19 protein-coding genes and 2 pseudogenes are annotated in these 21,412 nt (G+C 72.9%); 16 read left to right on the forward strand and 5 right to left on the reverse strand.

The features are described from left to right. Nucleotides 1–61 precede the first annotated feature (61 nt). The 3 genes from ACIGZJ_RS08810 to ACIGZJ_RS08820 form a co-directional block, all read right to left on the reverse strand. A complete protein-coding gene (locus tag ACIGZJ_RS08810) occupies nt 62–1,096 on the reverse strand; it encodes an alanine racemase (RefSeq protein ID WP_387947623.1) in 1,035 nt (344 codons plus the stop codon). A gap of 46 nt (nt 1,097–1,142) precedes the next feature. Further along, nucleotides 1,143–2,261 carry a lipid II:glycine glycyltransferase FemX gene (locus ACIGZJ_RS08815; RefSeq protein ID WP_392930324.1) on the reverse strand — a complete coding sequence of 373 codons (1,119 nt, stop codon included), beginning with the start codon at nt 2,259–2,261 and terminating at the stop codon, nt 1,143–1,145. A gap of 187 nt (nt 2,262–2,448) precedes the next feature. Further along, entirely contained in the window at nt 2,449–2,748 is a 300-nt protein-coding gene (locus ACIGZJ_RS08820; RefSeq protein ID WP_396456577.1) for a hypothetical protein, read from the reverse strand. A 301-nt stretch (nt 2,749–3,049) separates the two neighbouring features. Between ACIGZJ_RS08820 and rpsF the strand changes: the two genes are divergently transcribed. The 4 genes from rpsF to rplI all read left to right on the forward strand — a co-directional run bounded on the left by rpsF (nt 3,050) and on the right by rplI (nt 4,825). Further along, nucleotides 3,050–3,340 (forward strand): 30S ribosomal protein S6, encoded by a 291-nt coding sequence (gene rpsF, locus ACIGZJ_RS08825; protein ID WP_148643846.1) that lies wholly within the window; start codon nt 3,050–3,052, stop codon nt 3,338–3,340. 96 nt (nt 3,341–3,436) lie between these two features. Then, complete coding sequence (locus ACIGZJ_RS08830; RefSeq protein WP_392930329.1) at nt 3,437–4,045, forward strand: single-stranded DNA-binding protein; 609 nt, start codon at nt 3,437–3,439, stop codon at nt 4,043–4,045. Nucleotides 4,046–4,124: 79 nt separating this feature from the next. Continuing rightward, nucleotides 4,125–4,361 carry a 30S ribosomal protein S18 gene (gene rpsR, locus ACIGZJ_RS08835; protein WP_030304537.1) on the forward strand — a complete coding sequence of 79 codons (237 nt, stop codon included), beginning with the start codon at nt 4,125–4,127 and terminating at the stop codon, nt 4,359–4,361. Nucleotides 4,362–4,378: 17 nt separating this feature from the next. Beyond that, a complete protein-coding gene (rplI, locus tag ACIGZJ_RS08840; protein ID WP_209415674.1) occupies nt 4,379–4,825 on the forward strand; it encodes a 50S ribosomal protein L9 in 447 nt (148 codons plus the stop codon). Nucleotides 4,826–4,906: 81 nt separating this feature from the next. On the opposite strand, the gene ACIGZJ_RS08845 is transcribed toward rplI, so the two are convergent. Then, a complete protein-coding gene (locus ACIGZJ_RS08845; protein ID WP_396456578.1) occupies nt 4,907–6,235 on the reverse strand; it encodes an MATE family efflux transporter in 1,329 nt (442 codons plus the stop codon). 453 nt (nt 6,236–6,688) lie between these two features. Here ACIGZJ_RS08845 and dnaB point away from each other — a divergent pair, with 453 nt between their 5' ends. The 3 genes from dnaB to ACIGZJ_RS08860 all read left to right on the forward strand — a co-directional run bounded on the left by dnaB (nt 6,689) and on the right by ACIGZJ_RS08860 (nt 11,692). Then, nucleotides 6,689–8,302 carry a replicative DNA helicase gene (gene dnaB, locus ACIGZJ_RS08850; protein WP_392930334.1) on the forward strand — a complete coding sequence of 538 codons (1,614 nt, stop codon included), beginning with the start codon at nt 6,689–6,691 and terminating at the stop codon, nt 8,300–8,302. 143 nt (nt 8,303–8,445) lie between these two features. After that, nucleotides 8,446–10,092 (forward strand): hypothetical protein, encoded by a 1,647-nt coding sequence (locus tag ACIGZJ_RS08855; RefSeq protein ID WP_396456579.1) that lies wholly within the window; start codon nt 8,446–8,448, stop codon nt 10,090–10,092. 178 nt (nt 10,093–10,270) lie between these two features. Next, nucleotides 10,271–11,692, forward strand: a complete 1,422-nt coding sequence (locus tag ACIGZJ_RS08860) for an acyltransferase family protein (protein ID WP_396456580.1) — start codon at nt 10,271–10,273, stop codon at nt 11,690–11,692. A 74-nt stretch (nt 11,693–11,766) separates the two neighbouring features. Here the strand turns inward: ACIGZJ_RS08860 and manA are convergent, their stop codons facing one another. Further along, entirely contained in the window at nt 11,767–12,966 is a 1,200-nt protein-coding gene (manA, locus tag ACIGZJ_RS08865; protein WP_396456581.1) for a mannose-6-phosphate isomerase, class I, read from the reverse strand. Nucleotides 12,967–13,287: 321 nt separating this feature from the next. Here manA and ACIGZJ_RS08870 point away from each other — a divergent pair, with 321 nt between their 5' ends. From ACIGZJ_RS08870 to ACIGZJ_RS08910, 9 genes and pseudogenes are all read left to right on the forward strand, one after another. Beyond that, a complete protein-coding gene (locus ACIGZJ_RS08870) occupies nt 13,288–14,058 on the forward strand; it encodes a polyprenol monophosphomannose synthase (protein WP_392930342.1) in 771 nt (256 codons plus the stop codon). Nucleotides 14,059–14,254: 196 nt separating this feature from the next. Continuing rightward, complete coding sequence (locus ACIGZJ_RS08875; protein ID WP_396456582.1) at nt 14,255–15,265, forward strand: MBL fold metallo-hydrolase; 1,011 nt, start codon at nt 14,255–14,257, stop codon at nt 15,263–15,265. Next, nucleotides 15,234–15,859: pseudogene (locus ACIGZJ_RS08880) on the forward strand (molybdenum cofactor guanylyltransferase); the annotation flags it as partial. The gene ACIGZJ_RS08875 and the pseudogene ACIGZJ_RS08880, both read left to right, overlap by 32 nt. 129 nt (nt 15,860–15,988) lie before the next feature. Continuing rightward, nucleotides 15,989–16,274 (forward strand): annotated as a pseudogene (locus tag ACIGZJ_RS08885) (DUF6457 domain-containing protein); the annotation flags it as partial. Next, nucleotides 16,271–17,479, forward strand: coding sequence for a molybdopterin molybdotransferase MoeA (locus ACIGZJ_RS08890; protein WP_396456583.1), 1,209 nt, complete (start codon nt 16,271–16,273; stop codon nt 17,477–17,479). The pseudogene ACIGZJ_RS08885 and the gene ACIGZJ_RS08890, both read left to right, overlap by 4 nt. A 20-nt stretch (nt 17,480–17,499) precedes the next feature. Further along, complete coding sequence (locus tag ACIGZJ_RS08895) at nt 17,500–18,525, forward strand: potassium channel family protein (RefSeq protein WP_396456862.1); 1,026 nt, start codon at nt 17,500–17,502, stop codon at nt 18,523–18,525. Between the two features lie 23 nt (nt 18,526–18,548). Next, complete coding sequence (locus ACIGZJ_RS08900) at nt 18,549–19,112, forward strand: YbaK/EbsC family protein (RefSeq protein WP_396456584.1); 564 nt, start codon at nt 18,549–18,551, stop codon at nt 19,110–19,112. A 45-nt stretch (nt 19,113–19,157) separates the two neighbouring features. Continuing rightward, on the forward strand, nt 19,158–20,135 hold the full coding sequence (locus tag ACIGZJ_RS08905; protein WP_396456585.1) for an NAD(P)H-quinone oxidoreductase: 978 nt from the start codon (nt 19,158–19,160) through the stop codon (nt 20,133–20,135). A 152-nt stretch (nt 20,136–20,287) separates the two neighbouring features. Continuing rightward, complete coding sequence (locus ACIGZJ_RS08910) at nt 20,288–21,280, forward strand: hypothetical protein (protein WP_396456586.1); 993 nt, start codon at nt 20,288–20,290, stop codon at nt 21,278–21,280. Nucleotides 21,281–21,412: the final 132 nt, after the last annotated feature.

A 21,412-nucleotide genomic window follows, 5' to 3' on the forward strand; every position in this document is an offset into this window, starting at 1 on the left:
GCGGACCCCCGGTCGGACGGGCCCTCGGGCCGGTCCGACCGACGGGGCCTGGGCCACGGGCCTAGCGGTCCACCACGCGGTCGAAGTGCGTGGTGGTGTGCCGGACCTGTAGGGCGAGCTCGTCGCCCACGACCGGCGGCTTGGTCTCGTTGTCCAGGAACAGCAGGGAGACCTGCATGTGCGGCGGCTCGGCGAACCAGAGCTGCTTGCCGGACCAGTTGTACGGCGACTTGGTCTTGTTGACCGTCGCCAGCCCGGCCCGGGCGATGCCCTTGGCCCGGGAGGACATGCTCTGGACGTACTTCGGCGCCTCCAGGCCGATGCCGTGCGCGGTGCCGCCGGCCGCCACCACCAGGTGGCCGTCGGAAGGCGCCGGGTGCTGGCGGTAGCCGTAGCGGTCGCCCTTGACGACCGGGGTGACGTCCAGCACCGTCGCCCGGACCTCCAGCGCCCCGTGGTCGCCCAGCCAGAGCCGGGTGCCGATCCGGGCCCGGAAGACGGTGTCCGGGTAGCGCTGGGCCAGCTGCCCCATGCCCGCCGCGCCGAGGTGGCTGACGAACACGGTGTGCACCGGCACGCCGGCGGCCCGGGCGGTGTCCACCCAGTACGCCACCTCGTCGACCGGGTCCGAGCCGTCCGGGCGGTCCATCGGCAGGTGCAGGGCCAGGCCCTCGAAGGAGACGCCGTCCAGCTCGGCGGCGACGGCGGGCAGGTCGGCCGCGCCCACCCCGTGCCGGCGCATGGTGGTCATGCACTCCACCACGACCCGGGCGCCGTGCAGCGCCCGCAGCCCGGCCAGGTTCGCCACCGTCCGGATCACCCGGGCGTGCGGCAGCGGCAGCACCTCCTCGCCGACCCGGTACGGGGTGAGCACCAGCAGCTCGCCGCCGTACCAGTCGGCGGCGTCCGCCGCCTCGTAGGCGGTGCCGACGGCCAGCACGCCGGTGCCCAGCAGGGTCGCCTCCTCGGCCAGCCGGTGGTTGCCCAGGCCGTAGCCGTTGCCCTTCGCCACCGGCACCAGGCCGGGGAACTCGGCCAGGACGGTGCGCTGGTGGGTGCGCCAGCGGTCGGTGTCGAGGTAGAGCGACAGCGTCATCGGGTCATCTCCCAGGGGGTGAGGGGCACGGCGGGGCGCAAGCGGCTCAGCGGCGCGACATGTAGAGGTCGAGCGCCTTGTGCAGCAGCTTGTTGAGCGGGAAGTCCCACTCGCCGAGGTACTCGGCGGCCTGGCCGCCGGTGCCGACCTTGAACTGGATCAGGCCGAACAGGTGGTCGTTCTCGTCCAGCGTGTCGCTGATGCCGCGCAGGTCGTACACCCCGCCGCCGAGGGCGTAGGAGTCGCGCATCATCCGCCACTGGATGGCGTTGGACGGCTTGACCTCGCGCTTGTGGTTGGCCGAGGCGCCGTAGGAGTACCAGACGTGCTCGCCGACCACCAGCATCGTGGTCGCGGCCAGCGGCTCGCCCTCGTGGTAGGCGATGTAGAGCCGCATGCGGTTCGGGTCCTCGGCGGTGAGGGCCTTCCACATCCGCTGGAAGTAGGCCAGCGGGCGCGGGGTGAAGCGGTCGCGCTCGGCCGTCACCAGGTACAGCTGGTGGAAGATCGGCAGCTCGTCGTAGCCGCCCTGGACGACCTCGACGCCGGACTTCTCGGCCTTCTTGATGTTGCGGCGCCAGAGCTGGTTGAAGCCCTTCTGGATGTCGTCCAGCGAGCGGTTGGCCAGCGGCACCTGGAACACGTAGCGCGGCTGCACGTCGCCGAAGCCGGCGCCGCCGTCCTCGCCCTGCAGCCAGCCCGCCTTGCGCAGCCGGTCGGCCACCTCGAAGGCGCGCGGCTCGTACCAGTCGGCCTCGATGTCGCGCAGGCGCTTGGCCTGCTTGCCGGCGATGGCCTCCTTGATGGTCGGCGCGTTCCAGCGCCGGATCACCACCGGCGGGCCCATCTTCACCGAGAAGGCGCCCTGCGACTTCAGGTGCGCCAGCATCGGCGACAGCCAGCGGTCCAGGTCGCGGTCGAACCAGTCGATCACCGGGCCCTCGGGCAGGTAGGCCAGGTAGCGCTTGACCTTCGGGAGCTGGCGGTAGAGCACCAGGCCGGCGCCGACGATCTGACCGGAGTCGTCGATCCAGCCGATCGACTCGGTGCGCCACTCGGCCTTCACATCGCCCCAGGACGGCACCTGCATGTGGCTGGCCGAGGCGCGGCTCCTGATGAAGGCGAGGTGCTCCTCGCGGGTGATCGTCCTCAGGCGCAGGCTCATGCTCGGTGCTCCTCGTCGGTCGGGCTCGGTGGGCCCCAGGTTCCCGGGGGTGACTTTATCCTCCGGCACCTCTTCGGCTGTGGGCGCGGCGGCGCCCCCGGCGCCTTCCTGCCCTTAGGTAGGTACGCGACGGGGGCGCCAGGGGTTCCGCGTGGAAGGACGGGGCCGGGGCCTGGCGGAGCAGGCCCTAGCCCCAGAGACCGCCCCGGGCCAGACCCAGGTAGAGGCCGAAGGCCGAGGCGACGAGCGAGATGATCAGGACGAAGCGCTCGGCCGTGGTCACGGAGACGAACTGCCCCCAGAGACCGGTGACGACGCCGAAGAGCCCGCTCCAGGAGCTCAGCACATGGAGACCGTGGAAGAACGAGGTTGTGAAGGCCAGCAGGCCCAGTACGGCGGTGACGCCGACCAGGGCGTTCTCTCGGGGGTGCCGGTGGCCGTCGGTGTTCAGGGTGAGGGCGGGGAACCGGTGGATGGACTGGGCCATGAGACCCACCTCCAGGCGAGGAGACGAACGAGCAGGAAACCCGTTCCGTCCAGATTGCGGCGGTTGGGGCATGGATCACAACCCCTATGCATTTTGTTCGGCCGTACGGGTGCGGGTAGGCTGTGCGGTCTGCACTGGTGTAGTTGTGCCCCCTTGCGCCCTCTTCCGGGTCGATGGGGCCCGAGTGTCGGACCCGGCCGCTACGGTGAGCCGGTGTCGTCACTACTCCGGTGCCGACGCTGCACAACCCTCCTGCCACGGAGAGACCGTGGCCGCTGAGTCCAAAGGAGGTGGGTTACACATGCGTCACTACGAGCTGATGGTCATCCTCGACCCCTCGGTTGAGGAGCGCGCTGTCGCCCCCCTGATCGAGAACTTCCTCACCGTCGTCCGCAATGGCGGCGGCAAGGTGGAGAAGGTCGACACCTGGGGCCGTCGCCGTCTGGCTTACGAGATCAACAAGCAGTCCGAGGGCATCTACTCGGTCATCGACCTCAAGGCCACGCCTGAGGTCGTCAAGGAGCTCGACCGCCAGCTTGGCCTGAGCGAGTCGGTTCTCCGGACCAAGGTCCTGCGCCCGGACACCCACTGAGCCACCTCTGAGGCCCTCGGGCCTCGGGTAGCTCGCGTCCGCTGTTTCACGTGAAACAGCGGTGAACGGAACTCTTCCGGAGAGGTCATCACCACCATGGCAGGCGAGACCGTCATCACCCTCGTCGGCAATCTCGTCGACGACCCCGAGCTGCGCTTCACCCCGTCGGGTGCGGCGGTCGCGAAGTTCCGCATCGCGTCCACCCCCCGCACCTTCGACCGTCAGACGAACGAGTGGAAGGACGGCGAGAGCCTCTTCCTCACGTGCAACGTCTGGCGGCAGCCGGCGGAGAACGTCGCCGAGTCGCTGCAGCGCGGCATGCGCGTCATCGTGCAGGGCCGACTGCGCCAGCGGTCTTACGAGACCAAGGAAGGCGAGAAGCGGACGGTCTTCGAGGTCGAGGTCGACGAGGTCGGTCCGAGCCTGCGCTCGGCGACCGCGAAGGTCACCCGGGCCAACCGGTCCGGTGCTCCCGGTGGCGGCGGCTTCGGCGGCGGCCAGCAGGGCGGCGGCGGCCAGGGCGGTAACTGGGGCGGCGGTGGCGGCCAGCAGGGCGGCGGCAACTGGGGTGGAAACTCCGGTGGCGGCCAGTCCGGCCCGTCCGACGACCCGTGGGCTTCCAGCGCTCCCTCTGGTGGAAACCAGGGTGGCGGCAGCTGGGGCGCCCCGTCCGGCGGCGGTTTCTCGGAAGAGCCCCCGTTCTAAGAGCTGACAGATTTCGTGCGGCCCGGCGGCCGGCGTCGTGAGACGCCAGCCGGGCCGTGAACCCCAAATGGAGCACACAATGGCGAAGCCGCCTGCTCGCAAGCCGAAGAAGAAGGTTTGCGTCTTCTGCAAGGACAAGGTCAACTACGTTGACTACAAGGACACGAACCTGCTGCGGAAGTTCATCTCCGACCGTGGCAAGATCCGTGCCCGCCGGGTCACCGGCAACTGCACCCAGCACCAGCGTGACGTCGCCACGGCCGTGAAGAACAGCCGTGAGATGGCGCTGCTGCCCTACACCAGCACCGCGCGCTAAGAGAGGGTGACCAAGTAATGAAGATCATCCTCACGCACGAGGTGCCGGGTCTCGGCTCCGCCGGCGAGGTCGTCGAGGTCAAGGACGGCTACGCCCGCAACTTCCTGGTCCCGCGTGGCTTCGCCATCCGCTGGACCAAGGGCGGCCAGAAGGACGTCGACGCGATCCGTCGCGCCCGCAAGATCCACGAGATCCAGACGCTCGAGGCCGCTACCGAGGTCAAGGGCAAGCTCGAGGGCGTCCAGGTCAAGCTGGCCGTTCGCTCGGGCGAGGCCGGCCGTCTGTTCGGCTCGGTCACCCAGGCCGATGTCGTCGAGGCCATCAAGGCCGCCGGCGGCCCGGCCGTGGACAAGCGCGCCGTCGCGATCGCCTCGCCGATCAAGACCGTGGGCACCCACAAGGTCTCGGTCAAGCTGCACGCCGACGTCCAGGCCAACCTCGACGTCGCCGTCGTCGCTGCCTGAGTCCGTTCAGTAGCAGTGGCCTGAGGGCCGGGCTCCCCTTCGGGGGAGTCCGGCCCTCGGTCGTTTCCGGGGCGGGCCCGCTCAGGCGCGGACGGCTCCGGTCACCAGCCACCGGCCGCCGCGGGCGCGCCACCACAGGAACCCGCCGCGCACCAGCATGAAGAGGTTCATCGCCCACCAGAGCCCGGCCAGCCCGCCGCCGAGCGCGGGCACGGCGAGGGCCACCGGGGCGAAGACCGCGAGGGTGGCGACCATCGCCCAGGCCAGGAAGGTGCCGTCCCCGGCGCCCATCAGCACGCCGTCCAGCACGAACACCAGGCCGGAGACCGGCTGGCAGAGCGCGAGCAGCAGCAGGACGGAGTTCAGCTGCGCCTGCACCGCCGGGTCGGGGGTGAACAGCGGCACGTACAGCGGCCGGGCGACCACCACCAGCAGCCCGAGCAGTACGCCCGAGCCGATCCCCCACTCGACCATCCGGCGGGTGGCCGCCCTGGCCCCCGGGACGTCCGCGGCGCCCAGGTAGCGGCCGATGATGGCCTGGCCGGCGATCGCGATGGCGTCCAGGGCGAAGGCGACGAAGAGGAACAGCGTCATGGCGATCTGGTGGGCCGCTATCTCCTTGTCGCCGAGCCCGGCGGCGACCGCGGTGGCGATCATCAGGATGGCCCGCAGACTCAGGGTGCGGACCATCAGCGGACCGCCCGCCCTGGCGCAGGCCCGGATGCCGGCCGGGTCGGGCCGGAGCGAGGCGCGCTCCCGGCGGGCGCCGCGGACCACCACGAAGAGGTAGGCGGCGGCCATCCCGGTCTGTGCCAGCACGGTGCCCCAGGCGGAGCCGGCCACGCCGAGCCCGGCGCCGTACACCAGGCCGGCGTTCAGCGCGAGGTTGGCGGCGAACCCCGCGATGGCCACCAGCAGCGGGGTGCGGGTGTCCTGGAGTCCGCGCAGCACGCCGGTGGCCGCCATCACCATCAGCATCGCCGGGATGCCGAGCGCGCTGATCCGCAGATAGGTCACGGCGTACGGGGCGGCGGTGTCCGAGGCGCCCAGCACCCCGGCCATCCAGGGGGCCAGCAGCAGGGTCAGGGCGACCACGCCGAGGGCCAGGGCCAGCGCCAGCCAGATGCCGTCGATGCCCTGCTGGATGGCGGCCCGGCGGTCGCCGGCGCCGATCCGGCGGGCCACCGCGGCCGTGGTGGCGTAGGCGAGGAAGACGAACACCCCGGTGGCGGTGGTGAGGGCGGCGGAGGCGACGCCGACCCCGGCCAGCTGGGAGGTGCCGAGATGGCCGACGATCGCCGAGTCGGCCATCAGGAAGAGCGGCTCGGCGACCAGGGCGCCGAAGGCCGGGACCGCCAGGGAGAGGATCTCCCGGTCGTGTCGGCGGCGATCGGTGGAGGGCAGGGTCATGGGCTCCAGGCTACTCATCCACAGGTAAGAGGTGCCAGCCCCTAGGGATCATTACTCGCAATTGTGAGCGACTACGCCGAGCGGGTGTGTGGGCCGGGCCACTCGCCTGTGTGTGAAGAATTTCTCATGCACAGCCCGGGGAAGAGGGATTCCCAGGTCAGCGGGTTGACGGTGGATCGATGGTCTGGTTATCCACAGGGCTTTCCACAGGGGCGTCCACAGGTTTGCGGTACTTCTCCACAGCGCGGGACCCATCGTCCACACCCCCTGTGGATAACCACCTTGGCTGAAGGGCGTCCGGCGCCTTAGCGTGGGCCGTCCGCCCGACACTCCCACCCGCCTCGGCGTCCGATTTGTCGGTGCGGTGGCGTACAAAGAGGAGCGCAGCTCCGCTTCACCAGCCACCGGCAAGGCTCGCTCCAACTCGCACCACTCGCTGATCGGGGAACACGCGTGACCGGCCCCCAGTACGACGACCACGACGCCCCGCCGCCGGAGGAGGACTGGCAGACCGCTGACGACCCCTTCCCGGCCGGCTACGCCGACGGGCCCTTCCCGGAGGGGCCCGGCGACCGGCTCCCGGTCTCCCGGTCGCGCAGTGGCGGCCAGGGCGGCGGCCAGGGCGAGGGCTTCCAGAAGGGCGGCGGCTTCCAGAAGGGCGGCAAGGGCTCCGGCGGCGGCTTCCAGCGCGACGGCGGCAAGCAGCGCCAGGGCGACGGCGAGCGCTCCGAGGGCCTGGAGGGCTTCGAGCGGGTGCCCCCGCAGGACCTCGCCGCCGAGCAGTCCGTCCTCGGCGGCATGCTGCTCTCCAAGGACGCCATCGCCGACGTGGTCGAGGTGCTCAAGCCCGCCGACTACTACCGCCCGGCCCACGAGCTGATCCACGGCGCGATCCTCGACCTGTACGCCCGGGGCGAGCCGGCCGACCCGATCACCGTGGCCGGCGAGCTGACCAAGCGCGGCGAGCTGGTCCGGGTCGGCGGCCCGGGCTATCTGCACACCCTGGTCAACTCCGTCCCCACGGCCGCCAACGCCGAGTACTACGCCGAGATCGTCCACGAGCGCGCCGTGCTGCGCCGGCTGGTCGAGGCCGGCACCCGGATCGCCGGCATGGGCTACGCGGCCGAGGGCGACGTCGACGAGATCGTCAACGCGGCGCAGGCGGAGATCTACGCCGTCACCGAGCAGCGCACCAACGAGGACTACGCGCCGCTCTCCGACATCATGGAGGGCGCCCTCGACGAGATCGAGGCGATCGGCTCCCGCAACGGCCAGATGTCCGGGGTGCCCACCGGCTTCGCCGACTTCGACGCACTGACCAACGGCCTGCACCCCGGCCAGATGATCGTCATCGCCGCCCGCCCGGCCATGGGAAAATCGACCCTCGCGCTGGACTTCGCGCGGGCGTGTTCCATTCAGAACAAGCTCCCGAGCGTGATTTTCTCGCTCGAAATGGGGCGAAACGAAATCGCCATGCGTCTGCTCTCCGCCGAGGCCCGGGTGGCGCTGCACCATATGCGTTCCGGGAACATGACGGACGACGACTGGACCAGGGTGGCCCGGCGGATGCCGGACGTCAGTGAGGCCCCACTGTTCATCGACGATTCACCGAACCTGTCGATGATGGAGATCCGCGCCAAATGCCGTCGGCTCAAGCAGCGCAACGACATCAAACTGGTCGTTATCGACTACCTCCAGCTGATGCAGTCCGGTGGTTCGCGCCGGGCCGAGAACCGCCAGCAGGAGGTTTCCGACATGTCGCGAAACCTGAAGCTGCTGGCGAAGGAGCTCGAGGTCCCGGTGATCGCGCTCTCCCAGCTGAACCGTGGTCCCGAGCAGCGCACCGACAAGCGGCCGATGGTCTCCGACCTGCGCGAGTCCGGCTCGATCGAGCAGGACGCCGACATGGTCATCCTGCTCCACCGAGAGGACGCCTACGAGAAGGAGTCCCCCCGCGCCGGCGAGGCCGACCTGATTGTCGCCAAGCACCGAAACGGCCCCACCGCGACCATCACGGTGGCATTCCAGGGCCATTACTCCCGCTTTGTCGACATGACGAGAGACTGACCATTCCCCCCGGTCGGGAGTGCTGTCCAGGGGCGCCGGAATTTCCGTTGTTCCGTACCCGCGCGATGTGTACTCTGTGTGAGCATCATTTGATGATCGCTTAATAGGACTTGGGGGGTACGGTGTCCCGTCACCGTCTCGTTGTGACCGCTGCCGCCGTGGCGGCCAGCGTCGTTTTCGCACCCGCGCTGGCCCAGGCGGCCGACGCCCCGGCGCCGGCCGCCGGTGCGCACGTGGTGCAGACCGCGCCGAAGGACAAGATCTCCAGCCCGGCGTTCACCAAGTACGAGAGCCCGGCCAGCGCCTCTCAGCACTCCCAGGCCGCACCGGGCGCCAAGAGCGCCCAGCAGGGCGCCGACGCCCCGGCCGCCAACTCGGGCCTGGCGGTCGGCATCGCCGCCGTCGGGACCAGCGCCTACGGCATCGAGCTGACCACGGTCGTCATCAGCGACCCGGTCGCGGTCGCCGTCACCGTGAACTGGGGCGACGGCACCTCGGACAACTTCAACGCGTTCGGCCAGAGCACGGACACCGGGCGCAAGCACACCTACGCGAAGCTCGGCTCGTACACCATCTCGGTGACCGCCTCCGACGGAAGCGGCTACTTCGCGACCAACACCGTCACGATGGCGACCCCGGGTTCGGCGTACACCCCGTACGGCCCGACCCGTCTGCTCGACACCCGTGACGGCACCGGCGCCCCCGCCGCCAAGGTGCAGCCGTCCACCTCGGCCCGGGTGAAGGTCGGCGGCAACGCCGGCATCCCGGTCGGCGTGACCGCCGTGGCCCTCAACGTCACCGTCACCAACACCACCACCCCCGGCCACATCAAGGCCTTCGCCGAGGGCGCCGCCCTCCCGGAGACCTCGAACGTCAACTTCGCCCCGGGGCAGACCGTCCCGAACCTGGTGATCGTCCCGGTCGGTGCGAACGGCTACGTCGACCTCTACAACGGCGGCTGGGCCCCGGTGGACCTGCTGGCCGACGTCGCCGGCTACTTCACCCACAGCGCGGCCGCGGGCTACACCGCCGTCGGCCCGACCCGCCTGGTCGACACCCGTGACGGCACGGGCACCGCGCAGGGCAAGGTCAACGCCGTCTCGACGATCTCGACCCAGGTCTGGGGCACCGCGGGTGTCCCGTCGGGTGCCAAGGCGGTCGCGCTCAACGTCACGGTGACCAACCCGCAGGAGACCGGCCACCTGACGGTCTTCCCGGGCAGCCAGCCCGCGCCCACCGCCTCCAACGTGAACTTCCGGACCGGCCAGACCGTCGCCAACTCGGTGATCGTGCCGGTCGGCGCCGACGGGCGGATCCAGATCCGCAACGGTGCCTGGGCCCCGACCGACGTGATCGTGGACGTGGTGGGCTACTACAGCGACAACAGCAAGAGCGCCTTCCTGCCGGTGACCCCGCTGCGTCTGCTGGACACCCGTCGGGTCGAGGACATCGGCGGACCGCTGGACCGCCGCAACTACGTCTACATGCCGCTGGCGGTCGACGAGCCGCAGTTCACCGGCTTCGTGCTCAACGCCACCGTGACCAACACCCAGGACTCGGGCCACCTGACCGTCGCCCCGGACCCGAACTCGATGACGCAGTACAACAGCGGGACGGACGTCCGGCCGACCAAGCCGCCGACATCCTCGCTGAACTGGCAGGCCGGTGAGACCGTGCCGAACCTCGTCCAGGCGAACCCCGGCGTCAACGGCATCGTCGACTTCTGGAACGCCAGCGACGGCGACATCGACCTGCTCGTCGACATGTTCGGCGTCTACCAGAACAACTGATCGATCAGAACAAATGATCGGCGACCGCTGATCACCACCCCGGGGGGCAGCCGTCCGCAGGCTGCCCCCCGGGGCGCTCCCTGCCGTCCTCGGGGGCGCTCCGGGGCGCCCAGGGCCCAGGCGGGGCCGGGGTACTCCGGAAACGATGGGCTACGGCGAATGGGTTACTGTCCCTGCCGTGAGAACAATACGACTGCGGCTTCCCGGTAGAGCCGGGGGGAACACGCGTGCTGCGGCGGCGGCCGGAAAGGCCGGATCCCGGCTCGGTTGGCTCGACGCGCTGCGCGGGTTGGCCGCCCTGGTGGTGGCGCTGCACCACTTCGGGATCCTGGAGCTGCTTCCGTTCGGCGGGATGATCTGGTGGCACTTCGACCTGGGCGTGTACGGCGTGATGCTGTTCTTCCTGGTCAGCGGCTACATCATCCCCGCCTCGCTGGAACGCCGGGGTGATGTGCGGGCGTTCTGGATCGGGCGGCTGTTCCGCATCTACCCGGCGCTGATCGGCGCCTTCGTGGTGTCGATCCTGATGCTGCCCGAGGGCGACGGATCGGTGGCGCTCTTCCGCACCGGCCACAACCTCATCTCGCTGGTCGCCAACGCGACGATGCTCCAGGACATGCTCGGCGTGATCAACGGCATGGGCGTGACCTGGACCCTCAGCTACGAGATGGCCTTCTACTTCCTGGTCAGCGGCCTGTTCGCGCTCGGCTGGCACAAGCGCAGCAGCGCCTTCGCCATCGGGTTCGCCGCGGTGGCGCTGGTGTTCGGCGGCTCGATGGCGACCGCCACGATCAGCCACGACCTGGGCTCGACCCGCAACCTCGTGCTGGCGGCGGCCCTGATCGTGCTGATGGGCTTCGCGTGCATGCTCAGCGGCAACCCGGTGCTGACCCGTACCGGCGCGGTGCTGGTGGCCGGCCTCGCCCTGGTGCTGCTGCTCAACAACAGCCGGGCCCCCGTCTTCGAGACCCTGCTGATCTTCGCCACGATGTTCGCCGGGACGGTGCTCTACCGGGCCGAGCACGGCCAGATCGAGCGCATCCACGCGGTGCTGTGCTGCGCCTTCGTGGTGGTCGCCGGGGTGGCGATCGGCTGGATGTACAACCGCAACGGCATGGAGCTGAACACCTGGAACTCCGGGTGGATCTCCTGGTCGACCTCCTACACCGGCGCCTGGGCGACCTTCCTCGGGGCGATGGCGCTGCGCAAGCGGCGGTTCCCGAAGGTGCTGACCTGGCTCGGCGCGGTGAGCTTCTCGCTGTACCTGCTGCACGTGCCGCTGCTGCACACCATCGCCCCGCTGCTGGGGCACGAGCAGCGGCCGACCGCCACCGGCGAGAAGGTGATCTGGGTGGCCGAGTTCCTCACGGTGTCCCTGCTGGCGGCCTACCTGATGTACCGCCTGGTGGAGCTGCCGATGCAGAAGGTCGGGCGGAAGCTGCTGAAGGCGGTCGAGCGGCGCTTCCCCGCCGAGGCGCTGACGGCGCCCGGGGGCGGTGCCCCCGCGGCGGCCGTACCGGTCCAGGCGGAGCCGGCCCGGGTGCCGGTCGAGGTCGGCGCCGGCGGGTCCGGCGGATCCGGTGGACCAGCGGCGGGCTGATCCCGCCGAGGACGTGACGAAGGGCCCGCATCCCCGGGGGGATGCGGGCCCTTCGGGCGTCCGGGGGCGCGTCGTCAGAGGGTGACGGTGGCGCGGAAGACGGTCGCGCCGGCGCCGCCGAGGACGGTGTCGGTGCCGGTCGCGGGCAGGAAGGCGGACTGGCCGGGGGCGAGGTCCAGGGCGGTGCCGTCGGCCGCGGTCAGCCGGGCGGTGCCGGCGGTGCAGAGCAGGATCTGCGGGGTGCGGCCGTCCACCGTGCGGGGCTGCTCGTCCAGGTCGAAGCGGGAGAGCCGGAACTCGTCGATCGGGACGGGGTAGAGCCCCTCGCCCGGGGTCCCGGGGACGGGTACGGGCCGCAGCACCGCCGGGGCGCCGGCGGTGAAGCCGACCACCTTCATGAGCTCGGGCACGTCGATGTGCTTGGGGGTGAGCCCGGCGCGCAGCACGTTGTCCGAGTTGGCCATCAGCTCGACGCAGATGCCCTGCAGATAGGCGTGCGGGACGCCGGCGCCGAGGTAGAGCGCCTCCCCGGCGCGCAGCCGGATGTGGTTGAGCAGCAGGCCGGCCAGCAGACCGCGGTCGCCGGAGAACTCCCGGGTGATCCGGGTGTACGGCGCGTACGGGCCGTCGGGGTCGCCGGCGGCGGCCTTGTCGACGGCCTCGGCGGTGTCCCGGACGGCCTCGGCGGCGGCCGGATCGGCCATCGTGAGGATGGTGGCGAGGGTGCGGCTGAGCGCCCGGGACTCGTCCTCGTCCTGGAGCAGGGCGATCAGCGGGTCGAGCGCGGGCACCTTCAGCGCGGTCATCAGCGCGGCCGCCTCGGCGGGCCGGCGGAAGCCGCAGAGGCCGTCGAAGTCGTCGAGGGCGCAGATGAGTTCGGGCTTGTGGTTGGCGTCCCGGTAGTTGCGGTTCGGGGCGTCCGACGGGATGCCGAGGGCGTCCTCCGCGGCGTGCCCGGCCCTGGCCTGGTCGAGGGTGGGGTGGGCCTGGATGGACAGCGGGATGCCGGCGGCCAGGATCTTGAAGAGGAACGGGAGGGTGGGGCCGAACCGGGCCACGGTGGCGGCGCCCAGCTCGCCCTCGGGGTCGGCTGCGATGAGGTCGTCGAGCCGGTGCGGCCCGCCGTCCCGGTCGGCACGGGAGGGGGCGCCCGGGTGTGCGCCCATCCACAGTTCGGCCTGTGGTTCGCCGGTGGGTTCCTGCCCGAGCAACGAGGGGATCGCGGTGACGGACCCCCAGGCGTACGGGCGGACAGTGTTGACAAGCCTGTCCATGCGCGCGGTCCTGCTCCTTTTTTCCTTTGCCGCGGTGGCGGGTGTGCCGGATCGCCGAGAGGCGGCCCGATGGTGCGGGTGATGCCGTCCTGGCAAAGGCTGGTGATCGACCCTAGCCGACCGGTGCCACCGCCAGGGAAACGGTGGGCGGTGCCGGGTAGTGCCTCGGCCGTACCGGAGCTGCCGGGGCGCGGTAGTAGGATGCCAGCACGCTGTAGTTTCCATGTGGTTTCCACCGCGGCGGGATGCCGGGTAGAGCTGCGTTTCAGAGTGCGGGCAACGGTGACTGGCACTTCCCGCCGCCGGCCGAGAGGTTTGTACGTGACCGTGAACCAGCAGAGTTTTGCTGATCTCGGCAGGGTGCTGGTGATCATCCCGACGTTCAACGAAGCGGAGAACGTCGAGCGGATCGTCGGCCGGGTTCGTGCCTCGGTACCAGAGGCGCATGTCCTGGTCGCCGATGACAACAGCCCGGACGGAACCGGCGAACTCGCCGACAAGCTGGCCGCCGAGGACCCGAGCGTGCACGTGATGCACCGCAAGGGCAAGGAGGGGCTGGGCGCCGCCTACCTCGCGGGCTTCCGCTGGGGCATCGACGCCGGCTACGACGTCCTGGTGGAGATGGACGCCGACGGCTCGCACCAGCCGGAGGAGCTGGACCGGCTGCTGGGCGCGCTGCGCGGCGCCGACCTGGTGCTGGGCTCGCGCTGGGTGCCGGGCGGCCGGGTGGTGAACTGGCCGAAGTCCCGTCTGCTGCTCTCGCGCGGCGGGTCGACCTACTCGCGGCTGATGCTGGGGGTGCCGATCCGGGATGTCACCGGCGGCTACCGGGCCTTCCGCAAGGAGACCCTGCTCGGTCTCGGCATGGACGAGGTCGCCTCGGCGGGCTACTGCTTCCAGGTCGACCTGGCCTGGCGCACGGTGAAGGCCGGCTTCAAGGTCGCCGAGGTGCCGATCACCTTCGTGGAGCGCGAGCTCGGTGCGTCCAAGATGAGCCGGAGCATCGTGGTGGAGGCGCTCTGGCGGGTCACCTCCTGGGGTGTCGCCGACCGGTTCGCGCGGCTGACCGGCCGCCGGGGCAGGAAGAGCTGAGGCTCCGCGCACGGATTCGAGCGCTCGGCCCGTCTGTCCGCGGACAGACGGGCCGAGCGCTTTCCGCGTCCCGGGGCGCGGCGGGCACCGATCCGGAAGGCGTGCCCCGCCGGGCGCGCCTTCCGCGCATTCGGCGGCCCGTGCTCCCATGCTGTAGGGCGCAGGAAGTCCGACCGCCGACCAGAGGGAGCACCCAGTGACGTCGTCCCCGCCCGAGGAGAACGCCGGCGCGGAGGGCATGGACGCCGTGGACGGCTCGCGGACCGGGCGGACCGTCGAGGCCGCGTCCGTCAGACCGCTGGAGACGGCCGTCTTCACCGGCCCCGAGTCGGCCTTCTTCGCGACCTCCACGCTGATCCTCGGCGAGCACACGGCGATCCTGGTCGACGCCCAGCTCACCCGCAGTGCGGGCCGCGAGCTCGCCGAGTGGGTGGCCGGCAAGGGCCGGCGGCTGCTGGCCATCGTGATCACCCACCAGCACCCCGACCACTACTTCGGCGCCGAGGAGGTGCTGCGGCTCTTCCCCGAGGCGCAGCTGCTGGCCGCCCCGCCGGTGGTGGACGGCATCCTGCGCACCGCCGCCGCCAAGGTCGCCCAGTGGAAGCCGGTGTACGGGGACGACATCCCCGACCACCCGCTGGTGCCCGCCCCGCTGCTGCCCCAGCCGCTGATGGTCGACCGTCAGCTGATCCCGGTGCTGCTGCTCGGCCAGGCCGACTGCGGCGGCTCCACGGTGGTGCACGTGCCCAGCATCCGCACCGTCGTCGCGGGGGACTTCGTCTACAACGGCACCCACGTCTGGACCGCCGACACCACCCCGGAGCAGCGCACCGAGTGGATCCACAACCTCGGCCGGATCGCCGAGCTGGGCGCGGAGCGGGTGATCGCCGGCCACCGGGCGCCGGACCAGGGCGACGAGGCGGCCCGGGTGCTCGCCTTCACCGGCGAGTACCTGCAGGACTTCGACCGCCTGCTGGCCGAGCACCCGCACGACCCGGAGGCGCTGATCACCGCGGTGAACGAGCGGTACGGGGAGCTGACCCTGCCGGCCGTCCTGGAGCTCGGGGCGGCCGCCAACACCGCGCCCCGGGAGGAGAGCGCCGGGGCCGCCGACGAGGACGCCGACGGCGACGGCGACGGCGACGGCGAGCCGGACGAGGACACCGAGGGCGCCGATGAGAAGGACCAGGCCGGGCCGCAGGAGTGAGCCGCGGACGGATACTGGCGGCATGACGCCGTATGACGCGATCGTTCCGGCCGGCGGCGCCGCCCGGCGGCTCGGCGGAGCGGACAAGCCGGGCCTGACCGTCGGCGAGTCCACCCTGCTCGACCGGGTGCTCGCCGCCTGCGCCGGCGCCCGGACCACCGTGGTGGTCGGCCCGGCCCGGCCCACCGCCCGCACCGGTGTGCGGTGGACCAGGGAGCGGCCGCCCGGCGGCGGCCCGGTCGCCGCCGTCGCGGCCGGCCTGGCGCACGTCACCGCGGACGTGGTGCTGCTGCTCGCCGCCGACCTGCCGTTCCTGGACGAGCGGACCGTCCGCCGACTGGTCGCCGCGCTCGCCGAGGAGGGCCAGGCCGCCGAGGCCGCCCTGCTGGTCGACGCCGCCGGACGGGACCAGCCGCTCGCCGCCGCCTACCGCACCGCCGCCCTGCGCACCGCCCTGGCCTCCGCCGGCGACCCGGCCGGCCTCCCGCTGCGCCGCCTCACCGGCGCCCTGCGCACCCTGCGGCTGGCGGACACCGACGCCGTCGCCTACGACTGCGACACCTGGGAGGAGCTGGCCCGGGCCCGCGAGCGCGCCGGGGCCGGCGGGTAGGGCCGGGCCCGGGGACCAGCGCCCGCCCGAGGGCTGCTCACGCCGCCCCGCACCCCGCCGTGAGCGAAACGACGCGCGCCGCTCACCGGGCAAAAACCTCGGGGTCACCGCCGATCAGGCAGCATGGGGGCCATGGAGCGCACGCTGGATGAGTGGATCGCCGAGGTCCGGGCCGAACTGGGGATCGACCTGGATGTCGACGTCCCCGGATTGCTCGACCTCGCCCGGGTGGTCGCGCACGGGGTGGCCCGGCCCGCCGCGCCGCTGACCGCCTTCCTGATCGGGTACGCGGCCGCCCAGCGCGGCGGCGGCCCGGAGGCCGTCGCCGAGGCGTCCCGGCGCACCGTCGCGCTGGCCTCGCGCTGGACGGCGGACGCGGCCGGACCGGACCGGCCGTGAGCACCGTCGAGGAGACCGCCGTGCACCTTCGGTCGCCCGGTCCGGCCGCGCTGAGCTGGCGCCGGGCCCGCGAGAGTGCCCGCCGGGCCGGGCTGCGCCCGCTGCCGCCGCGTACCGTCCCGCTGGCCGAGGCGCTCGGCGCCACCCTCGCCGAGCCGCTCACCGCGCTCACCGACCTGCCCGCCTTCGACACCTCCGCGATGGACGGCTGGGCGGTGGCCGGCCCCGGGCCCTGGCGGGTGTCCGGCCGGCTGCTGGCCGGGCAGGAGGCCGCGGCGCCGCTGGCCGACGGCGCGGCCGTCGAGATCGCCACCGGCGCCCAGCTGCCGCCCGGCGCCACCGCGGTCCTGCGCCGCGAGCACGGCGAGCAGCTCGGGCCGCTGCTGTACGACCGCGGCCCCGAGCCGCTGACCACCGGCCAGGACGTCCGTCCGCGCGGCCAGGAGTGCCGCCGGGGCGAGGCGCTGCTCGCCACCGGTACCCCGGTCGGCCCTGCGGTGCTCGGCCTGGCCGCCGCCTGCGGCCACGACCGGCTGGCCGTCCGCCGCCGCCCGGTGGTCGAACTGCTCGTCCTCGGCGATGAGTTGCTCGACTCCGGGCTGCCCACGCCCGGTCTGGTCCGGGATGCGCTGGGCCCGCTGCTGCCGCCCTGGCTGCGTGCGGCCGGCGCCGAGGTCGGCGAACGGCGCTCCGTCCGGGACGACTTCGGGCTGTTGCGGGACGCCATCCGGCACTCCACCGCCGACGTGGTGATCACCACCGGCGGGACCGCGGCCGGCCCGGTCGACTTCCTGCACCAGGCCCTCGCGGCGGCCGACGCCCGGTTGCTGGTGGACGGCGTGGCCGTCCGCCCCGGCCACCCGATGCTGCTCGCCGAACTCCCCGGCGGGCGACACCTGGTGGGCCTGCCCGGCAATCCGCTGGCGGCGGTGGCCGGCACCGTGACCCTCGCCCTGCCGCTGTTGCACGCCCGCAGCGGCCGGGCGGTCGTCGAGCCCGCTGTCGCACCCACCGCCGTCGACCTGCCCGGCCACCCCTGGGACACCCGGCTGCTGCCGGTGCGCCGGACCGAGCACGGCGTCGTCCCGCTCGCCTTCGACGGCCCCGCGATGCTGCGCGGGCTGGCCCGCGCGGAGGCCCTCGCCGTCGTCCCGCCCGGCGGCGCCGCGGCCGGCACCGCCGTCGAGCTCCTGGAGGTCCCGTGAAGGCGAAACGGAGCGCCCGGCTGGGCCCGCTCGCCCCCGGCACCGAGCCGTGGGCGGACGCCGGCATCGTGCTGCCGGCCCGGCGCAGCGGCCCCGCGGTGCACCAGGTCGGCTCCCGGCTGCTGCTGGCCCTCGCCGTGCTGGTCGCCACCACCCTGATCGTCTGGCTGGACCGCGACGGGTACAACGACAACGCCGGCGGCGGGCTGAGCTTCCTCGACTCGGCGTACTACGCCACCGTGACGCTCTCCACCACGGGGTACGGGGACATCACCCCGTTCAGTGACGGCGCCCGGCTCACCAACATCTTCGTGATCACCCCGCTGCGGGTGCTCTTCCTGATCATCCTGGTCGGCACCACGCTCGAAGTGCTCACCGAACGCACCCGCCAGCAGTGGCGGTTGAACCGCTGGAGGTCCACCGTGCACGAGCACACCGTCGTGATCGGGTACGGCACCAAGGGGCGCAGCGCCGTCGACACGCTGCTCGGCCAGGGGGTGCGCAAGGAGGAGGTCGTGGTCGTCGACCCGCAGCGCAAGGTGATCGACCAGGCCGCCCAGCACGGTCTGGTGGGCGTGGTCGGCGATGCCACCCGTACCGACACCCTGATCCGGGCCGGGCTGCCCGCCGCGGCGCGGGTGGTGATCGCGCCCGAGCGGGACGACACGGCCGTCCTGGTCACCCTGACCGCGCGCCAGCTCAACAAGGCCGCCACGGTGGTCGCGGCGGTCCGCGAGGACGAGAACGCCCCGCTGCTGCGGCAGAGCGGCGCCGACGTGGTGGTCACCAGCTCGAGCTCGGCGGGCCGGCTGCTCGGCATGTCGATGGTCAGCCCGCACGCGGGGGCGGTGATGGAGGACCTGCTCACCTACGGCAACGGCCTGGACGTGATCGAGCGCCCGGTCACCCGGGCCGAGGCCGGGAACAGCCCGCGGGACTGCGCGGACCTGGTGGTCGCGGTGGTCCGGGGCCGGCGGGTGCTCAACTACACCGAGCCGGAGGCGGCCGTGCTGCAGCTCACCGACCGGGTGATCGTCATCAAGTGACCGGGGTGGCTACAGTCCGAGTCATGACTGAGCAACCGCACGCCCCGTTCGGCACGTTCGAGTCGGTCGCCACGGCCCTGGCGGTCGTCGACCTGCTCGCCGACCCGGTGGCCGACGCCCTCAAGAACTGGGACGACCGGGAGGCGGCGGAGTCCGTGCTGTACGTGGACACCGACCCGGAGAAGGCCGACACCGCGGTGTTCTGCGAGACGTACGGTGCGCCGCTGGAGGCCTCGGCGAACTGCGTGGTGGTCGCCGCCAAGCGCGGCGGGGAGACGGCGCTCGCCGCCTGTCTGGCGCTCGCCACCACCCGGGTGGACGTCAACAAGGCCGTCCGCAAGCACCTGGAGGCGCGCAAGGCCTCCTTCGCGTCGATGGACGCCGCGGTGGCGGAGACCGGCATGGAGTACGGCGGCATCACCCCGATCGGGCTGCCGGCCGGCTGGCCGCTGCTGATCGACGCGGCGGTGGCCGAGGCGCCGTACGTGCTGATCGGCAGCGGCCGGCGGCGCGGCAAGCTGATCCTGCCGGGCCGTGCGCTGGCCCAACTCCCGGGCGCCGAGGTGCTGGCGGGCCTCGCGGGCTGAGCGGGGCGCCGTCGCGCCCGGGCCGGTACGCAGTAGCTTCGGGGCATGTATGCGATGACGATTCCTGAACCCGGCGGGCCCGAGGCACTGGTCTGGGCCGAGGTGCCCGACCCGGTGCCCGGCGAGGGCGAGGTCCTGGTCGAGGTGGCGGCGACCGCCGTCAACCGCGCCGACCTGCTGCAGCGGCAGGGCCTCTACAGCCCGCCGGCCGGAAGCTCCCCCTACCCCGGGTTGGAGTGCTCGGGGCGGATCACCGCCCTCGGGCCCGGCGTGGCCGGCTGGGGGGTGGGCGACGAGGTGTGCGCGCTGCTGGTCGGCGGCGGGTACGCCCAGAAGGTCGCCGTCCCGGTCGGGCAGCTGCTGCCGGTGCCGAAGGGGCTGAGCCTGGAGGAGGCCGCCGCGCTGCCCGAGGTGGCCTCGACGGTCTGGTCCAACGTCTTCCTGGTCGCCCACCTGCGGCCGGGCGAGACGGTGCTGCTGCACGGCGGCGCCAGCGGTATCGGGACGATGGCGATCCAGCTGGCCAAGGCGGTCGGCGCGCGGGTGGCGGTGACGGCGGGCAGTGCCGAGAAGCTGGCCCGGTGCACCGCCCTGGGCGCGGACATCGCGATCGACTACCGAGAGCAGGACTTCGTCGAGGTGCTGCGGGAGGCCACCGGCGGCGCCGGGGCGGACGTGATCCTGGACATCATGGGCGCGAAGTACCTCCAGCGGAACGTGGACGCGCTGGCGGTGAACGGCCGACTGGTGATCATCGGGCTGCAGGGCGGGGTCCAGGGCGAGCTCAACCTCAACACGCTGCTGCGCAAGCGCGGCGCGGTGATCGCCACCAACCTGCGCGGGCGGCCGCTGGCCGAGAAGGCCGCGATCGTGGCCGCGGTGCGCGAGCACGTGTGGCCGCTGATCGAGTCCGGGGTGGTGAAGCCGGTGGTCGACCGGGTGCTGCCGCTGGCCGAGGCCGCCGCCGGGCACCGGGTGCTGGAGCAGGGCGAGCAGGTCGGCAAGGTGGTCCTCCGGGCCTGAGGCCCTCGGGGCCGAGGGTGGGGGCGGCGCCGGGGCGGTTGGTGCACAGTCGTTCGGAATGCCTGAATTGTCGGATTGTGTGAGGCTGGTCCGGAGCTGTCCCGCCGCCGACCCCGCCCGTGCGCGGTCGGCCGTCGGAAGGACCTCCGACCGTGGCCGCACCTTCGTTCGCGTTCCTCGGGCCGCTGCCCGCCGCGCTCTCCCCCGGCCGTACCCGCGGCCGCTCCGCCAGGTCCGTCGGCTGTGCCGACGCCTGCCGCTGCCGCCGCGGCGCCGACTCCGGCGGGCGCCGCTGGCAGCGGCTGCTCGCGGTGGCGGTGCTGGGCCTGGCCCTCCCGCTCGGGTCCGCCACCCTGGCCGCCGCGGATCCGGCCGCCGGGTCGGAGGAGATCTCCGTGGCGGTGCCCGCCGAGCGGCCCGGGGGCCGGCCGCACCGGACCGGCCCGCCCTCGGCGGACCTTTCGGCCGTGCCCACCCGCGGGCCGACCGCCGGGCCGTCCGGCGCGTCCTCCGGGCCTTCGGGGCCGTCCGGCCCCTCCCTGCCCGCCACGCCTGCCGCGCCCTCGACCGTCCCCTCCGCCGAGCCGGTGGTCGAGCCCTCCTCGGCGCCGCCGCCCTCGGCGGGGCCGGCCGCCGCCGTGCCCGCCGCGCCGTCGGCGGAGCCCGCCGCGGGCCCTGCCGCGGATCCTGCCGCGGACCAGGCGCCGGCCGCCGCGCCGCCGCAGCACCAGAGCGTCCGTCCGCGGCCCGGTCCGGCCCGGCCCGCCCAGTCCGGCGGCCTCTGGGCCGACCACGGGCCGGCCGGCCCCCGGCACCGCCCGGCCTCGGCGCCCGAGCGGACCGCGGCCGCCCCGGACCGGTCCGCCGAGACCGTGGCCGGTGCGCCCGAGGCCGACCCGCCGGCCTCCGACGCGGACACCGGCGCGGACGGCGCCACGACGGGGACGGGGGCGGCCGGTGACGAGAGCGTGGCCGCCGCCGCGCCCGAGACCGCCACCGTCGCCGGCCGCGGCCTGGTGGCCGGCCAGGTCGCCGTGCCCGCCCGCTGGAGCGATGCCTCCACGCTCCAGTTCCCGCTGGGCGCGGGCCTCGGCCTGATCGGCTGCGGACTGGGCCTCGTCGGGCTGCGGCTGCGCCGGGGCTGAGCCGGGCCGGTCGCCGTACGCCGGATGCCGTGTACCGGGCGGTCGGGTACCGGGCGGCTTCTGTGAAGGCCCCGCGCGAACTGAGTACGCGTACGGATGCCGGGCCGCCGCGCACAGGCGTAGCGTCGGTTC

Origin of the sequence: Kitasatospora sp. NPDC052868 (genome assembly GCF_044547105.1) — a bacterium.
Lineage (GTDB): Bacteria > Actinomycetota > Actinomycetes > Streptomycetales > Streptomycetaceae > Kitasatospora.

Excerpts from the sequence above, each read along its gene's own strand:
- rpsR (WP_030304537.1), top strand. The coding sequence starts at position 4,125 with ATGGCGAAGCCGCCTGCTCGCAAGCCGAAGAAGAAGGTTTGCGTCTTC.
- ACIGZJ_RS08905 (WP_396456585.1), top strand. The coding sequence starts at position 19,158 with ATGTATGCGATGACGATTCCTGAACCCGGCGGGCCCGAGGCACTGGTC.
- ACIGZJ_RS08820 (WP_396456577.1), bottom strand. The coding sequence starts at position 2,748 with ATGGCCCAGTCCATCCACCGGTTCCCCGCCCTCACCCTGAACACCGAC.
- manA (WP_396456581.1), bottom strand. The coding sequence starts at position 12,966 with ATGGACAGGCTTGTCAACACTGTCCGCCCGTACGCCTGGGGGTCCGTC.
- rpsF (WP_148643846.1), top strand. The coding sequence starts at position 3,050 with ATGCGTCACTACGAGCTGATGGTCATCCTCGACCCCTCGGTTGAGGAG.
- ACIGZJ_RS08815 (WP_392930324.1), bottom strand. The coding sequence starts at position 2,261 with ATGAGCCTGCGCCTGAGGACGATCACCCGCGAGGAGCACCTCGCCTTC.
- ACIGZJ_RS08900 (WP_396456584.1), top strand. The coding sequence starts at position 18,549 with ATGACTGAGCAACCGCACGCCCCGTTCGGCACGTTCGAGTCGGTCGCC.
- ACIGZJ_RS08830 (WP_392930329.1), top strand. The coding sequence starts at position 3,437 with ATGGCAGGCGAGACCGTCATCACCCTCGTCGGCAATCTCGTCGACGAC.
- ACIGZJ_RS08810 (WP_387947623.1), bottom strand. The coding sequence starts at position 1,096 with ATGACGCTGTCGCTCTACCTCGACACCGACCGCTGGCGCACCCACCAG.
- ACIGZJ_RS08845 (WP_396456578.1), bottom strand. The coding sequence starts at position 6,235 with ATGACCCTGCCCTCCACCGATCGCCGCCGACACGACCGGGAGATCCTC.
- rplI (WP_209415674.1), top strand. The coding sequence starts at position 4,379 with ATGAAGATCATCCTCACGCACGAGGTGCCGGGTCTCGGCTCCGCCGGC.